Annotated in this window: 14 protein-coding genes; 7 read left to right on the forward strand and 7 right to left on the reverse strand. The window is 40.1% G+C overall.

From position 1 onward, the window contains the following. A complete protein-coding gene (locus F936_RS19390) occupies positions 1–159 on the forward strand; it encodes a hypothetical protein (protein WP_005036254.1) in 159 nt (52 codons plus the stop codon). 124 nt (positions 160–283) lie between these two features. Here F936_RS19390 and omp38 read toward each other — a convergent pair whose 3' ends face one another. Continuing rightward, a complete protein-coding gene (gene omp38, locus F936_RS18035) occupies positions 284–1,324 on the reverse strand; it encodes an outer membrane protein Omp38 (RefSeq protein WP_005050050.1) in 1,041 nt (346 codons plus the stop codon). A 379-nt stretch (positions 1,325–1,703) separates the two neighbouring features. On the opposite strand from omp38, the gene F936_RS18040 reads away from it, so the two are divergent. The 3 genes from F936_RS18040 (at position 1,704) to F936_RS18050 (ending at position 4,077) form a co-directional block, all read left to right on the forward strand. Continuing rightward, entirely contained in the window at positions 1,704–2,219 is a 516-nt protein-coding gene (locus tag F936_RS18040) for a GspH/FimT family pseudopilin (protein ID WP_005050052.1), read from the forward strand. Between the two features lie 108 nt (positions 2,220–2,327). Next, entirely contained in the window at positions 2,328–3,503 is a 1,176-nt protein-coding gene (locus tag F936_RS18045; RefSeq protein WP_005050054.1) for a thiolase family protein, read from the forward strand. A gap of 130 nt (positions 3,504–3,633) precedes the next feature. Beyond that, positions 3,634–4,077, forward strand: coding sequence for a VOC family protein (locus F936_RS18050; protein WP_003655252.1), 444 nt, complete (start codon positions 3,634–3,636; stop codon positions 4,075–4,077). A gap of 50 nt (positions 4,078–4,127) precedes the next feature. Here the strand turns inward: F936_RS18050 and F936_RS18055 are convergent, their stop codons facing one another. The 6 genes from F936_RS18055 to F936_RS18080 form a co-directional block, all read right to left on the reverse strand. After that, positions 4,128–4,481, reverse strand: coding sequence for a DMT family transporter (locus F936_RS18055; protein ID WP_004638961.1), 354 nt, complete (start codon positions 4,479–4,481; stop codon positions 4,128–4,130). A gap of 81 nt (positions 4,482–4,562) precedes the next feature. Continuing rightward, positions 4,563–5,048 (reverse strand): DUF934 domain-containing protein, encoded by a 486-nt coding sequence (locus F936_RS18060; protein WP_005050055.1) that lies wholly within the window; start codon positions 5,046–5,048, stop codon positions 4,563–4,565. Further along, positions 5,041–6,684, reverse strand: coding sequence for a nitrite/sulfite reductase (locus tag F936_RS18065; RefSeq protein ID WP_005050057.1), 1,644 nt, complete (start codon positions 6,682–6,684; stop codon positions 5,041–5,043). Before F936_RS18065 ends, F936_RS18060 begins: the two co-directional genes overlap by 8 nt. Positions 6,685–6,850: 166 nt before the next feature. After that, entirely contained in the window at positions 6,851–9,256 is a 2,406-nt protein-coding gene (locus F936_RS18070; protein WP_005050058.1) for a glucose/quinate/shikimate family membrane-bound PQQ-dependent dehydrogenase, read from the reverse strand. A 175-nt stretch (positions 9,257–9,431) separates the two neighbouring features. Next, positions 9,432–10,664, reverse strand: coding sequence for a carbohydrate porin (locus tag F936_RS18075; protein WP_080028346.1), 1,233 nt, complete (start codon positions 10,662–10,664; stop codon positions 9,432–9,434). Between the two features lie 155 nt (positions 10,665–10,819). Beyond that, positions 10,820–11,938, reverse strand: a complete 1,119-nt coding sequence (locus tag F936_RS18080; protein ID WP_005050062.1) for a CaiB/BaiF CoA transferase family protein — start codon at positions 11,936–11,938, stop codon at positions 10,820–10,822. Positions 11,939–12,147: 209 nt separating this feature from the next. Between F936_RS18080 and F936_RS18085 the strand changes: the two genes are divergently transcribed. The 3 genes from F936_RS18085 (at position 12,148) to F936_RS18095 (ending at position 16,689) form a co-directional block, all read left to right on the forward strand. Further along, complete coding sequence (locus F936_RS18085; RefSeq protein ID WP_004638954.1) at positions 12,148–13,158, forward strand: AraC family transcriptional regulator; 1,011 nt, start codon at positions 12,148–12,150, stop codon at positions 13,156–13,158. A 171-nt stretch (positions 13,159–13,329) separates the two neighbouring features. Next, entirely contained in the window at positions 13,330–14,535 is a 1,206-nt protein-coding gene (locus F936_RS18090; RefSeq protein WP_003655241.1) for an acetyl-CoA C-acetyltransferase, read from the forward strand. 18 nt (positions 14,536–14,553) lie between these two features. After that, entirely contained in the window at positions 14,554–16,689 is a 2,136-nt protein-coding gene (locus F936_RS18095; protein WP_005050065.1) for a 3-hydroxyacyl-CoA dehydrogenase NAD-binding domain-containing protein, read from the forward strand. Positions 16,690–16,786: the final 97 nt, after the last annotated feature.

A 16,786-nucleotide genomic window follows, 5' to 3' on the forward strand; every position in this document is an offset into this window, starting at 1 on the left:
ATGAAAATTAAAGAAATGTCAAAAATCAAAGTCCGTAATCAAGTAGCTCTTTCCCCTTTACTTCACAAAGGTGGGATGCACGAAACGGAAAAGCCTCGTGCCCAACATCGTAGAGATAGGCAGGATACTAAACAGCAATTGAGAAAAGGTGATTGGTAAATAATTTAGAACAAGATCGAAAGAAATTATGATTAAGGAGAGGTAGAAATGAGTAAATATTTTAAAAATCGCAATAAAAAAAGCGACTCTAACGAGTCGCTTTTTTACTGTTCAAAAACTCAAATTATTGAGCTTGTTGACCAGGTTGAACTACTACAGTACGGCTACCAGTGATTGTCGCGAATACACGACGGTTCATAGCACGACCTTCTTTAGTTTTGTTGTCAGCAATCGGTTGATCCCAAGCGAAACCTTGAGTAGACAAACGAGATGCATCAACGTTGTATTCGTTTACAAGAGCTGATTTAACAGAGTTAGCACGAGCTAAAGATAAACGTTCGTTTAACTTACGTGGACCAGTGTTATCTGTGTGACCTTCGATACGTGCAGTAGCGTTAGGGTATTCAGTTAACTTTTCAGCAACTTTAGCGATTTCTGGCTTGTATTGGTCTTTGATATTAGATTTGTTAGTATCAAAGAACACACGAAGTTCCATGTTAAGGTCTTCAGTTAACTCTTGTGGTTGTGGAGCAACTGGAGTTGGTTCAACTGGAGCAACTTCTACTACAGGAGCAGCAGGCTTCAAGTGACCACCAAGAACTACGTTTAAACCAGCAAGAGCTGTATAGTTCCAGAATTTTTCGTCAAAGTTATAAGTACCACGAGCTTCTGTACGAAGAGATAAAGCATCGTTTAAGCGCCAGAAAGCACCAAAACCAGCATTACCTAAAGTACCTTCTTCACCATCACGATAAGCTAAACGAGCATCATCAAATTCATATTTGTAGTGACCAGCACCTAACAATACATATGGCTTGATTTTGCTATCATAGTTTTTAGTGATTAAATCAGAAGTAACATAGAAGTTACCGTTGATTTGTTTTTGTTTGTATTCACCGTAGTTAGTGTCAACATCACCTTTTACTTGGCTATATTCAGCTTCGAAACCTAACCATGGTGTTAACTCAATACCAAGAGCTGCACCAACGAATAAATCGTCTTGAAGTTCAGGTCCGTTAGTTAACTCACCATCTTTACCGCCATTGTTGTGTTGACTGTCTTGGAAAGTGTAACCAAGCAATAATGGTGTAACAGTTACGCCAGCATTAGCAGCAGCTAATGGAGCAGCGACAAGCATAGCAAGTGCAATACGACTCAATTTCATGGATATCCTCCAGAGATAACAATTGTTGTTCAAGCTCAGCCTAAATTTATTGGCCCCTGAGATATTTTTACTCCAGTATTATTTTTAAGCTATTCACATTTGAATCATACAAACACTTGATAGACTTTCCAAGTGCTTGATAATTTTAATCAAGTAAATTATTGACAAAATTACTTACAATTTCCGTTGTAATTCGGTAATTTTTTACTCAACTAGAAAATATGAACAACTTCTTTCTTTCGCTTAGGGTGATTTTACCAGTATTCTAGCGTCCTGATAACCTTTATTTAACTTTGTGTTTCCTCATTATAAAAAGCCTTATAAATCATTGATAGAACGCATAAAATCAAAATATTATTTTATATATTAAGGAATTTTAATGTTTAAATCTCCTGGTTTCACATTAATGGAACTCACTATAACGCTCGCAATTCTTATGATTATGTTCATTATAGCTCTTCCTTTATACCATCAATTTATGGCTTCGGTAGAATTAAAAAACACTCCTCGACTACTGACAATTCATATACAAAAAGCCAAATATGACGCAATTCTACGACATAAGAGTGTCGTACTTTGCCCAAGTGTTGATTTAGCACTGTGTAATAGTAATTGGGATACAAGCCTTATAAGCTTTGTAGACACAAATCATAATCTACAGAGAGAAAGCGACGAAGAGATATTGACCAATGTTGAACTTAATCATCGTTATGGTTCTTTAAAATTTCAAAAATTCGGAAAAAAACTAAATAGTATCGTATTTCAGGGAGACACTGGACTGCCACGTGAGTCTAACGGCAGTTTTACATATTGTTCTTATGATCAGCTTAAAAACTTTAAATTGGTTCTCAGCAAAATGGGACATATTCGTTTAGAAAGCCTTAAAAATTGTTAGAACTCTACAGTCTAATGCAGAAGATCTCTCTCTCTGATTTTTGCAATATACTGCCTAGGTTTTAAACATTTCTTATTTTGAGATTAAGAACAACTGGAGATTAGAACAATGACTGACATCGTAATTGTTAATGGTGCTCGTACTGCTATGGGTGGTTTTCAAGGAGCATTATCGGGACTTACTGCGCCTGAACTAGGTGCTGTAACCATTAAAGAGGCAATCGTAAGAGCAGGTTTACAACCTACTGATGTCGAAGAAGTCATTATGGGTTGTGTTCTTCCTGCTGGTTTAAAACAAGGCCCTGCTCGTCAAGCAATGCGCAAAGCTGGCTTACCGGATTCTACAGGTGCTGTGACTATTAATAAGCTTTGTGGCTCTGGCATGAAAGCAGTAATGCAAGCAACCGATATGATTAAAGCAGGCAGTGCTGAAATTGTTGTTGCTGGCGGTATGGAATCTATGACCAATGCGCCTTATGTTTTACCAAAAGCACGCGCTGGCTATCGTATGGGTCACGGCGAAATTAAGGATCATATGTTTCTTGATGGACTTGAGGATGCTGAAACTGGTCGTTTAATGGGTTCTTTTGCTCAAGATATGGCAAACACACGTGGCTATACACGTGAGCAAATGGATGACTTTGCAATTCGTTCTTTGAAACGTGCTCAAACAGCGATTACTGAAGGCTATTTCAAAGATGAGATTGTTTCGGTTACCGTGCCTAGTCGCAAAGGTGATGTTATTGTTGATCAAGATGAACAACCTCTAAATGCAAAGATCGACAAAATTCCTTCACTTAAACCAGCTTTTGCAAAAGACGGAACAATCACCGCAGCAAACGCGAGTTCTATTTCAGATGGTGCATCTGCATTAGTATTAACATCAAGTGAAGTTGCTGCTCAACGTGGTTTACAGCCGCTTGCGAAAATTATCGCAACAGCATCAAACTCTCAGCACCCTTCAGAGTTTACAATCGCTCCTGTTGGTGCCATCGAAAAAGTTCTGAAAAAAGCTGGCTGGAATGCTCAAGACGTTGACCTTTGGGAAATTAACGAAGCTTTTGCCATGGTCACCATGTGCCCAATTGATGATTTCAAGCTTGATGCTGAGAAAGTAAATATCAATGGCGGTGCTTGCGCATTAGGTCACCCTGTTGGTTCTACAGGTTCTCGTATCATTCTTACGTTGATCCATGCTCTTAAACGCACTGGCGGTAAAAAAGGTATTGCAGCTCTTTGTATTGGTGGTGGTGAAGCTACAGCCGTTGCAATTGAACTTATTTAATTAAAAAACAATATTTCAAAATCCCGCTTCGTCGGGATTTTTTTATGAAAAAACTACAAAAAATGACCCACAAAATCACTTTTACGTTTTAACTTATTCTTCTAAATGAAAACAACAATGGACTATAACAATGCAACTCAATCACTATCTCAACTTTCAAGGTCAGGCAGAGCAGGCGTTTAATTTCTATAAGTCAGTTTTTGGCGGTGAGTTTGGCATGTTGAGCCGCTATGGCGATATGCCACCTACTGAAGGCGTGACTTTATCGGAAGCTGATAAGAATCTAGTTCTTCATGTTTCACTGCCAATTAATGAATACACTGTACTTATGGCATCAGATACCAATGATCAGTTCTGTGCCCCTAACAGCGTTTTTACCCAAGGTAATAATCACTACATTTCGATTAATCTTGAAAAAGATGAGCAAGAAAAAGCAAAACAACTTTTTGATGCTTTATCTGCAAATGGTCAAATCGAAATGCCTCTAGAAAAAACGTTCTGGGGCGCATTGTACGGCGCTTTTACCGACCAGTTCGGTATAAAATGGATGATCAACTGCCAGCTTGATACTTAATATTTTCAACACTTAACCTCATAGAAGTACTCTGATATTTCTATGAGGTTCTAAATATCAATATTGGAATATTGAGCAATAATCATCAGCCCCACCGTAATGAATCCAATTCCAACCCACCCTGCCACATCAATATTTTGCCCAAGAAAAATCTTTGCCAAAAAAGCTGTAGCTAATACGCCAATTCCAGACCAAAGTACATACAAAATTCCAGCCTGCATATATTTCAAAGCAATCGCAGCACAAGCGAAAGAGATCATATATAGAATCAGAGCAATACCTTGAGCTGTTTTATTAACTAAGCCATTACCTCTGGCAGAATAGAATGTTGAGAGTACATCCGTCGCGATGGCAAATAATAACCACCAAGCACCGGGATTTATTTTTGAAATTAAGCCTAGCATTCTTGTTCTTCAGTTAAGTCATTTAAAAATTATTTATAAAAAAAGCTGAACCTAAGTTCAGCTTTCGTATTTGAAATCTATTTAAGCGCCAGTTTGATAACTTGCTTGCGGTACAGCGGTTGAAGCTTGATATGGGTTGGTAAAGTCTTGCAAACCTGCCGCCGCTTCTTGTACGTCTTTGCCTTCTTTTACGACAAAACTATCAAAGCCAGAACGTTTTAAGTAGTTTAAGACATCCTTAAATACATCACCCGTTGCCCGCAACTCACCTTGGAAACCTTGGCGACGTAATAATGCAGCAAATGAGTAACCACGACCATCACCAAAACCTGCAAACTCAATAAAGATTGCATCAAGTTCATTTAAAGGAAATGCATGCTCTTCAGGTGAATCATTCACAGTCACATACAAAGCTTTTTTACCTTGAATGTTTGCTAATTGGTCTAGTTGAGCTGTTGTTACAACAACGTCACCCTGAGGAATAACACCATCTTCAGCAATGATTTGATAAGTATTGTCAGCGATCGTGCCATCTTTATAAAGCACTGGTAGAGCTGTATTAAGCATATGCACGCTCCTTAAATGGTTGAATTCCTACACGGCGATATGTATCAACAAAACGCTCACCTTCAGTACGTAAATCAAGATAAGTATTTAATATTTCTTCAATTACGTCTGGAACAGCATCTGCTGCAAATGATGGCCCTAAGATATCACCGATTGATGCATCATGGTCTGAATTACCACCTAATGTAATTTGGTAGAATTCAGCACCTTTTTTATCTACACCTAAAATACCGATGTTACCTACGTGGTGGTGACCACAAGCATTCATACAACCAGAAATATTTAAGTCTAAATGACCAAGATCATAAACTTTGTCTAAGTCATCGAAACGACGCGTGATTGCTTCAGCAATTGGAATTGATTTCGCATTTGCAAGTGAACAGAAATCACCGCCTGGGCAGCTAATAATATCGGTAATAAAACCAATATGTGCACGTGCCATATTTTGTTGTTCAAGCGCTTGCCATACATCGAACAAATCTTTTTGAGGCACATCTGCCAAAGCAATGTTTTGTTCATGAGTTGTACGAAGTTCACCGAAAGTATATTTATCAGCAAGATCTGCAATAAAGTTCATTTCTTCGGTGGTCATATCACCTGGTGCAATACCTGCACGTTTTAGAGAAATCGTAACAATACGATAGCCCTTCACTTTATGTGCATGTGTGTTGATATGGAACCATTGCTTGAATTTTGGATACTCAGCAAATAAAGCAGTGAAATCTTCATCTGCCAAATCTTGATAATCAAATGGGATGAACTCTTCATCCAATTTTTTCAAGATTTCAGGCTGAATTTTTAATGATTCACGTGTGTGTTCAAATTCAGCTTCAACTTTCTGAGCAAAAACTTCAGGAGTTAATGCTTTCACTAGAATTTTGATACGTGCTTTATATTTGTTATCACGACGGCCATGTAAGTTATAAACACGCAGAACGGCTTCTAAGTAAGAAATTAAATCTTCACGTGGTAAAAACTCACGAATGACGCTACCAATGATTGGGGTACGGCCTAAACCACCACCAGCCATAATTTTGTAGCCGATTTCACCCGCTTCATTACGCACGATATAAACACCGATATCGTGGAATGCTGTTGCTGCACGGTCTTTTTCTTCAAGTGCAGAAACGGCAATTTTGAACTTACGTGGCAAGAATGCAAATTCAGGGTGGAACGTACTCCACTGACGGATCAATTCACATGTTGGACGTGGGTCTGCAATTTCACCTGCAACCACACCTGCATATTGGTCAGTCGTCGTATTACGAATACAGTTACCACTGGTTTGAATGGCATGCATTTGTACAGTTGCAAGTTCAGCTAAAATTTCTGGTACATCTTCAAGAGCTGGCCAGTTTAACTGAATGTTCTGACGTGTAGATACGTGTGCATAACCACGATCATATTCAGTTGAAACTTCAGCAATTTTACGTAATTGTTTTGAACTCATTAAGCCATACGGCACAGCAATACGCAGCATAGGCGCATAGCGTTGCACATATAAACCATTTTGCAAACGTAATGGACGGTATTCATCTTCAGAAAGTTTGCCCGCTAAATAGCGCTCTGTCTGATCGCGGAACTGAGCAACTCGTTGATTAATCAGCTGCTGATCGAAATCGGTATATAAATACATGGCGTATGGCTAGTAGATTCATTATTAAGGCAGATAGCATAGCGAGCTTTTATTCATCAATAAAATGCTTTTTTTGCATATTTAATAACGGTTTTATTGATAAGCTTTAATATAAATCGATATAAAAAAAGCCTGGATAAATCCAGGCTCTTTTTATAGAAGCATTTTATTTGTTATCTGGTAAGGCATAAGCCACTAAATAGTCGCCCATTTTCGTACCAAATGAACCATGACCACCGGCCATAATTACAACATATTGCTTACCATTGATTTCATAAGTCATTGGCGTTGCTTGTCCACCCGCTGGTAAACGCGCTTCCCAAAGTTTCTTACCATTAGTGACATTAAATGCACGTAAGTAGTTATCTTGAGTTGCACCAACAAACATGACATTACCCGCAGTAGAGATTGAACCACCTAAACCAGGAACACCAATTTTTACAGCTGGTAATTGGAACAAGTTCGGTAAGCTGTCACGAATTGTACCAATACGTTTTTTCCATACCACTTCATGGGTTTTCAAATCTACGCCTGCAACATATCCCCAAGCTGGTTGTTTACAAGGTAAACCAAGTGGAGATAAGAATGCGCTGATTTCAACACCATACGGTACGCCGTACATTGGTTGTACGCCCTGCTCAGTTCCCGCACCTTTCGCAGTTTGCGCACGGTTTGGATCGGCAGGAATTAAACGACTAACGAATGGCAGACCAATCGGGTTCATTACAGCAACCTGACGGTCAGGGTTAACTGACATACCGCCCCACTCAAACACACCTAAGTTACCCGGGAAAACTAAAGTTCCGTTTTCAGATGGTGGAGTGTAAATACCATCGTAATTTAGACGTTTGAAAGAAACACGACACATGAGCTGATCAAGCATAGTGGCACCCCACATATCTTTATCTGTCAATTTGTCTTGTGGTGCTAAGTTCAAGTCTGAGAATGGCTGAGTTTTTGAATAATGCTCGCCTTTCGTTTGTGGTCCACGTTTAACTGTTTGTGGAACTGGTTTCTCAGTCACAGGAACAATTGGTTGACCATTACGACGATCAAGAACAAAGGCATTACCTGTTTTCGTCAATACATAGATTGCAGGAACAGTTTGGCCAGCTTTATTTTTAATATCAGCTAAAGATGGTTGTGATGGTACGTCCATATCCCATAAATCGTGATGGGTTGTCTGGAAGTTCCATACCAACTTACCTGTAGAGGCATTAATCGCTAACATCGAGTTTGCATAACGCTCTTTCAGTTCAGTACGGTCACCACCCCAGATGTCTGGTGTACCTACACCTGTTGGCACATAAACGATATCAAGTTTGGCATCGTATGCTAAAGGTGCCCACGCATTTGGTGAGTTATGAACGAAATTCGTACCTTCACCTGGCATTGCATTTGGATCTGCTGCGCCTGTATCAAATACCCAAAGAAGTTTACCAGTGTTAACGTCGTATCCACGAATCACACCAGATGGCTCTTTATTTGAGTAGTTATCTGTTACTGAACCAGCAATAACGACAGTTGAACCAGTCACGACACCAGGAGATGTTGGGTTGTAACCACCTGGGTAAGCATATGGCATAAACTCTTGCAAGTTCACTTCACCATTTTGACCAAAGTCAGTACATGCTTTACCAGTGTCTGCATTTACAGCAACTAAACGACCATCATTGACAGGAACAAAGACCTTACGCGGACATTGTGTAGAGTTAGATTTCTTGCCTTGAAGACTTGTTGCAAACTCAGTTGTGTTGTTTGCATCGTAATACATCACACCACGACAAGTTAAATGCTGGAACGATTTATCCGTTTTAAGCTTCGGATCAAAACGCCATTTTTCTTTACCTGTAGCAGGATCAATCGAGATTAATTGCTGATGAGCTGTACAGATAAACATGTTATTACCGATTTTAATCGGAGTAACCTGATTGGTTGTTTCGCCAGAGTCATTACCCGTTTTAAGATCGCCAGTACGTAAAGTCCAAGCAACTTTCAAATCTTTTACGTTTTGGTCATTGATCTGTTTTAACGGCGAGTAACGCACACCTGCCTGAGTACGACCATAAGCAGGCCAATCACTCTCAGCAACACCAGGTACTGCTTGAGCAGTTTCTGGTTGAGGTGTTTTGATTTCACCATTAATTTCTTGCGGATCATTGAAAACAGAGTAAACCATTAACAAGATTGCAATTGCTAAAGTTGAAGATAAGGCAACTTTACTTGATCCAAGGTTGTTGATTCCACGAGTCACGGCTGGAACCAATAACCATAAACCAAGAATGCCTAAAATATCTAAACGCGGTGCAAGCGCCCAAAAGTCGGTTCCAACTTCCCAGACACCCCAAATAATGGTACCTAGCATTAAAGCGGCATACACCCACAATGCTGTGGAAGCGCGCTTATAAAGTTGCCATGCAACAATCAGGAGTAATACACCAGCAATAATATAGTAAATTGAACCGCCTAATGTAGCGAGCCAAATACCTCCAATTAACAGGAATAACGCTAATAACCCAATAATAATTACGGTAAAAGTCGTTAATCCTGATCTTGAAGTAGGTTGATTCATAAATCACCTCTTATCAATCATCATTTTTATCGGAAAGATACGCCAAGCTTTTGATCAAAAAACTGGCCTATCAATACATCTAAAATAAAACTCAGGCACAAAGAAAAAAACGGAAGGTCAAGTTATGTCAATCAATGATTTAACCCTCGACAATCCGTTTTCGGAGTAATTACGCTTAGAATGCAGTTGAGAATTTAATACCGCCTACCCAAGTATTATCACCATTTTTTAATGCACCAACATGACGAACATATTGCACATTTGGACGGATAGTCAGCCAATTCGTCGCATGAATACCGTAGTAAAGCTCGGTATTGTATTCAGTGTCGTATTCTTTATTTTGGACATCGTTCCAATCATCGTTGATATGGATACGCGCAACACCTAATGCCAACTCATCTTGAGGACGTTGATTCAGCAAACCTTTATAGACTAAGCCTACATTTTGCATGTTATCAATTTTGTTGGTGTCAGAGTCGTGGAAAGTCAGGTTTACAAAACCAGTCAAACCGCGATCTGTTTGATCAGCAGGCTGAAATAATTTTTGTTTTGCAGTTACCCAAACACCTTGCTTATGAGAGTTTTTGGTCTTATCAGCAATTTCTTCGGCATCAGCAGTGCTATAGTAATACCCTAAACGGTATTCACCAGACATGCTTTGAGCACCTAATTTAGGTGACCAAACCACTTCGGCAGGAATAATTGCACCGTGAGAACCATCAGTACTTAGATTAAAACCTTTGCCTCGGTCCAGATTTTCTGGGTTATATTCATATACACCAATTTGCGTATATAAGTCAGGTTGCAAGTTATATTTAACACGCATTGCCCATTGGCTAACTGGCCAGTTATACCACTGATCACCAACCCAGTTCCCTACTTGAGAACCACAAAGCGCCAAGTTCTGGAAATCACAGTCAAAACTATTAAAGTCTTCACCTTCACCAAAACGACCCACTTTAACGTCTAACTTTTGATCCATGAATTTTTTCTTAATCCACAAATCTGTTAAACGCCAAGTTTGCTCACGCCCCCACACTTCCTGTACAGAACTCAAATGCCCAGCTAAAGCCGGTGAATGTTCAGAAAGTGATTGACCATCACGATAAGTTAACGTGATTTGAGCTTCTGTATCTTGCCAACCTAAAATTTTATTTAGGTCAAAATGAGTTCCTAAAGCAAGTTGCCCCGTATAAGCACTACCATGGGTAGATGTCTGCTTTGAGTCTAAAATACCGGCATATTCACCGGTATATCCAAACGAAAAATCATAACCTTGTGCTTGTAACGCTGTGCGTTGACCGTTCCAATCACCCAACATCCACGGACTATTTGGGTCAAATGCAGCCGCAGCTTGTGCATGCTGAATAAAAAGGGTAATTGATAAAACGGATAAACAAGAAGCCATCAAGGATTTATGTGCTTTCATGTTTACATACCTTTTATGTCTTTGTTTATTAAGGGTACGCTAATTTTATGTAAAGAAATTATTCAAAATGTTAATTAATTGATTAATCAGATAATAATTTTCACCCACCCTGACTAAAAAATAACATCAAGCCCTTACCATCGCCCTTCGCCAAGCTTTTGACCTATAAAGGAATATCTCATTTTAGATCTTGAAAACTTAATTGGACATGCCAATTGTGGTTCTGTATCTGCTGTATTATTTTGCAAAGGTACATCCACAATCCATCCACGTTGTTGTGCTAAGGGAGAATTTAAAGCCTCAGTTAGGTTTAAAACAGGTTCTACACACACATCAAGATTTGCGAATATTTCATGCCATTCTTTAAATGATTTAGTTTTAATTTTTTCTTGAATAGCTTGTTTAACTTCTTGTCGGTCATCGGCATCTAATGAAGCACCTTTTTGTAATAATAGTGGCAAATCAAGAGCTATTGATAAACCTGACATAAATTGTGGTTCAAGACTACCAATTGATAGATAGCGCCCATCTTGCGTTATATAATAATCATAGAAAATGCCACCATTGAGCATGCCATGTTCTGGAGCCTGCTCAACTTGTGCAGCAAGTGTGGCTGATGCGGCCATACTATTTAAGCTTGCCACGCAATCTGTCATAGAAATATCAATATATTGCCCCATGCCACTACGATCACGCTCGACCACTGCGGCTAAAATAGCAATGACTGCATGAAGTGAACCACCTGCAATATCTGCAACTTGAATGCCAAGCGGTGGCGGGCCACTGTCTTGTCGGCCGCTATACCCAGCAATACCAGCTAAAGCTAAATAGTTAATGTCATGCCCTGCTCGGTCTTTATAGATTCCAGTCTGTCCATATCCGGTAATTGAACAATAAATTAAACGTGGATTAATTTCTGCAAGCGTTGAGTAGTCTAATCCTAGACGGCGCATCACATCAGGTCGAAACTGCTCGATGACAATATCAAATTCGGAAATCTTGGCTTTAATCAGCTCAATACTCGCCGGATCTTTTAAATCGAGAACAATCGACTGTTTATTTCGATTTAAATAACTATGTGCCGTTGCTTGTCCATTTGCATAAGGCGGCATAATGCGAATTAAATCTGGACGTGATGGAGATTCAATATGGATGACTTCTGCACCCATATCGGCTAAATACATTGTGGCAAAAGGTCCAGGTAAGAGTGTCGAGAAATCGAGAACTTTAAGTCCATTTAATGCTGTCGTCATCGTTTTTTAACCACTATTATTCATATTTTCTTTTATATTAGTTAAGCAAATATTCTAAAACAATGTCATGTTCAGCCATTTACCTTGATCATTTCGGCAATTTAACATGTAAAAAGTGCTTTTACTCTGTTGTAAATCGCCAATTTATTTTTTTAGACGGTCATTTAGGTCAATTTAAAGTGAACATCAAAGAGACTGAAGGATTCAATATGAGTCGCGATACGATTAGCATCCACTTCGTGAATGCGGCTTTGACAGGCGTAAAACGCCTTGGCATGGATGTCGAGACGTTACTTTCACATGTGGGTATCGAAGCGGAACTATTACGTCAACCTAAAGCTCGAATCTCGCCAGAACAATACACTCGTTTTATAAAAATGTTGTGGATGGTCACACAAGATGAACACGTCGGTTTTGATGTACAGCCACGTCGTTTGGGCACTTTTGCCATTATGTGTCAGTTGATTATTCATGCAAAAACCTTGGGCCAAGCCCTTGAACTCTCATCTCAATTTTACAAATTATTCGGTGATGAATGGTCTGTAAGCCTAGAGCGTGACAAACATGAAGCACGTTTAGTTCCACTCATTCCAAAAACATTAGATCCGGACCATTTCATTACTGAAAGTATGTTAATGATTTGGCATGGTTTGGCATCGTGGCTGATTGAACGTCGCTTACCGTTAGAACGTGTTCATTTTAGCTATCCACGTCCTGCCCATGCAGATGAATATGATGCATTATTTTTTGCGCCGGTCATGCAGTTTGATGCACCGCGTACTGAAATTACCTTTGCAGCCGATTATCTTGACTTACCAATCCGCCAAGATGAAAAAACGCTAGAAGAGTTCTTAAAAGCAGCTCCTGCTCAGCTTTTAGTAAAATTCAAAAACACCAACTCGCTGACTTCTCGTATTCGTGACGTACTCAAAAGCCAGATTGGTGAAGAAATGCCAACGCTTAATGACGTTGCATCAATGCTGTACTTATCTCCTCAAACCTTACGCCGCCGCTTGGCTGCTGAAGGTAAAAGCTACCAAGGCGTGAAAGATGCCCTACGCCGAGATGCTGCTATTCATTTGTTACTCAACCCAGAATTAACACTTGAAGATGTTGCACAACAAGTTGGCTTTAGTGAAACCAGTACTTTCCACCGCGCATTTAAAAAGTGGACTGGTGTGACTCCTGGCTTATATCGCCAGCTACACGGTTACCATTAATTCTTTAATCTATTTAAGTTTCACATTTAGCCCAAGTTCAACTTGGGCTTTTTTGTATCTCTATTGGCAAAAATCATCACCTGACTGGTGCGCTTATCGTCATTGCACTCGCTATTAAAACCAGTACACTCAAAACACAAATAAATTTTAAGCAATAAAAAAGGAACTGTTATGAGCGAGGCTTATATTATTGATGCCATTCGCACACCACGCGGAAAAGGAAAAAAAGACGGCTCTCTTTACGAAGTAAAACCAATTACCTTACTTACCACTTTATTAAACGAATTACAGCAGCGTCATCAACTCGATACGTCTAAAGTCGACGATATTGTTCTGGGCTGTGTAACGCCAATTGGTGACCAAGGCGGTGATATTGCAAAAACAGCCGCCATTGCAGCAGGTTGGAATGATGATGTTGCTGGGGTGCAAATCAATCGTTTTTGTGCTTCAGGTTTAGAAGCAGTTAACATGGCAGCAATGAAAGTTCGCTCAGGCTGGGAAGATTTAGTGGTTGCTGGTGGCGTCGAGTCAATGTCACGCATTCCAATGGGCTCAGATGGCGGGCCGTGGGCGTTAGACCCTGAAACAAACCTTAAATCATCATTTGTTCCACAAGGTGTGGGGGCTGACCTCATTGCAACCTTAGATGGTTATACTCGCGAAGATGTAGACACATTTGCAGTAAATTCTCAGCAAAAAGCTGCAGCAGCTCAGGCAAATGGCTATTTCGATCAATCAGTGGTTCCAGTAAAAGATCACTCGGGTGTGGTGATTTTAGAAAAAGATGAATTTATTAAAGGAAATACGACAGTTGAAGGACTGACTAAACTCAACCCAAGTTTTGAAATGATGGGACAAATGGGTTTTGATGCCATCGCCTTACAAAAATACCCTGAAGCACAAAAAATCAATCATGTTCATCATGCAGGTAACTCATCTGGCATTGTCGATGGAGCTGCTGTTGTTTTATTGGCCTCAGAAAAAGCCGTGAAAGAACAAAACTTAAAACCACGCGCTAAAGTTTTGGCGACTGCACTCGTAGGGACAGACCCAACGATCATGCTTACTGGCCCTGCTCCTGCTGCACGTAAAGCCTTAGAAAAAGCTGGTCTTACCATTGATGATATTGATTTGTTTGAAGTCAATGAAGCCTTTGCAGCAGTTGTAATGCGTTTTATCAATGAACTCAATGTTCCACCAGAAAAAGTTAACGTAAATGGCGGTGCGATTGCTTTAGGCCATCCATTAGGTGCAACGGGTGCCATGATTTTAGGCACGCTACTTGATGAGCTTGAACGTCAAAATAAAAAGCGCGGTTTAGCGACGCTCTGTGTTGGCGGTGGTATGGGTATTGCCACCATTATTGAACGCGTATAAAGATTAGGGATATTAAAGATGAGTGCAATCCAATACGAAAAAAATGCCGATAACATTGTCATTTTAACGCTTGATTCAACAGGTCAATCTGCAAATACCATGAATGCCGAGTTTCGTGACTCGCTTGATGAAGCAACCCAAAAACTAAAAGCAGAAACAGCACTTGCGGGCGTTATTTTCCGCTCAGCCAAAAAAACTTTCTTTGCAGGCGGCGACTTAGATGAGCTTATTCAGGTTCAGCCTGAACATGCCACTGATTTTTTCAACATGGTTGAAAAGTTAAAAGGCCATTTACGTACCATTGAAACATTAGGTATTCCCGTAGTTGCAGCCTTAAATGGCACAGCGCTTGGTGGCGGTTGGGAAATAGCATTAAGTTGCCATCACCGCATTGCCATTAATGACCCAAAAAGTAAGTTCGGCCTACCTGAAGTCACTTTAGGCCTGTTACCAGGTGGCGGTGGTATTGTCCGCATGGTACGCCTACTTGGCTTACAAAATGCATTTCCTTTCTTAATGGAAGGCAAGCAATTTGGTGTCGATAAAGCAAAATCTTTAGGTCTGATACATGACACTGCTGAAAACGAACAAGAGCTTTTAGATAAAGCGATCGCATGGGTAAAAGCCTATCCCAAGTCTCAACAACCTTTTGATGTGAAGGGTTATAAAATTCCGGGTGGCGATCCAAAGACTCCAGCAGTTGCACAAGTTCTTGCTATTGCCCCAGCCATGTTAAGAGACAAAACCAAAGGTTGTTACCCTGCTCCTGAAGCAATTATGGCAGCAGCAGTCGAAGGCGCTCAGGTCGATGTAGATACCGCTTTACGCATCGAATCTCGTTACTTCACCCAACTCACCACGGGTCAGATCTCTAAAAATATGATCGGCACTTTCTGGCACGGTCTAAATGCAATTAAGTCTGGTGCTAGCCGCCCTGCCGATGTTGCAAAATGGCAAGCCACCAAAGTTGGTGTGTTAGGTGCAGGCATGATGGGTGCTGGTATTGCATATTCAACCGCAATTAAAGGCATTCCTGTTGTACTAAAAGATGTATCTGTTGAAAATGCTGAAAAAGGCAAAGCCTATTCACAGAAACTCCTTGATAAACGCGTTTCTCAAGGCCGTATGACCGCAGAAAAACGTGACCAAGTATTATCCCTCATTACAGCAACTGCCTCAGCACAAGACTTACAAGGCTGTGATCTCATTATTGAAGCAGTATTTGAAAACCAAGAGCTCAAAGCCAAAGTCACTCAAGAAGCTGAACAATATTTAGCTGAAAGTGGAATCTTTGCATCGAATACTTCCACCCTACCAATCACAGGTTTGGCGACAGCGAGTAAAGATGACCAAAAGTTTATTGGACTACATTTCTTTAGCCCAGTCGACAAAATGCAGTTGGTTGAGATTATTAAAGGTAAAAACACTTCAAGCGACACACTTGCTAAAGCCTACGACTTTGTACAACAAATTGGAAAAACGCCTATTGTTGTCAATGATAGTCGTGGCTTCTTTACCAGTCGTGTGTTTGGTACTTTTATTCAAGAAGGTATGCGCTTACTTGCCGAAGGCGTTCATCCAGCGCGTATTGAAATGGCAGCGCTTAAAGCAGGCATGCCTGTAGGTCCCCTCGCTATTCAAGATGAAGTATCTTTAACTTTAACCGAACATGTTGCCAGTGAAGCACGTAAAGCTTTGCAAGCTGAAGGGAAAGATTTGCCTAAGACCTCTGTCGATGAGGTCGTTCATACCATGATTCATGAGTTAAACCGTAAAGGTAAGGCGGCTGGAGCAGGTTTCTATGAATATCCAGAAAATGGTAAAAAGCATTTATGGGAAGGTTTAAACCGCTGGCAAAAAGATCACGACATTTCTGAACAAGATATAATCGATCGCATTCTGTTTGTACAGGCCTTAGATACCCTTCGTTGTTATGAAGAAGGTGTTTTGGAGTCGGTTATTGATGCCAATGTTGGCTCTATCTTTGGTATTGGTTACGCTCCTTGGACGGGAGGTGCGATCCAGTTCCTCAACCAATATGGTACTGATAAAGCACAAAAACGAGCTGAAGAATTAGCTGTCAAATATGGTGAACGTTTTACACCTCCAACTTTGCTAAAAACCAAAGCTGAGCAGAAACAAAATATTCAATAATTTAGACTTATTGGATATTTAAAAACTGCATAAACATTGCCCATATAAATATATTTTATTTATATGGGTTTTTCTTTATGACCTTTAAGATTTCAGC

The sequence above is a fragment of the Acinetobacter calcoaceticus DSM 30006 = CIP 81.8 genome (assembly GCF_000368965.1).
Taxonomy (GTDB): Bacteria; Pseudomonadota; Gammaproteobacteria; order Pseudomonadales; family Moraxellaceae; genus Acinetobacter; species Acinetobacter calcoaceticus.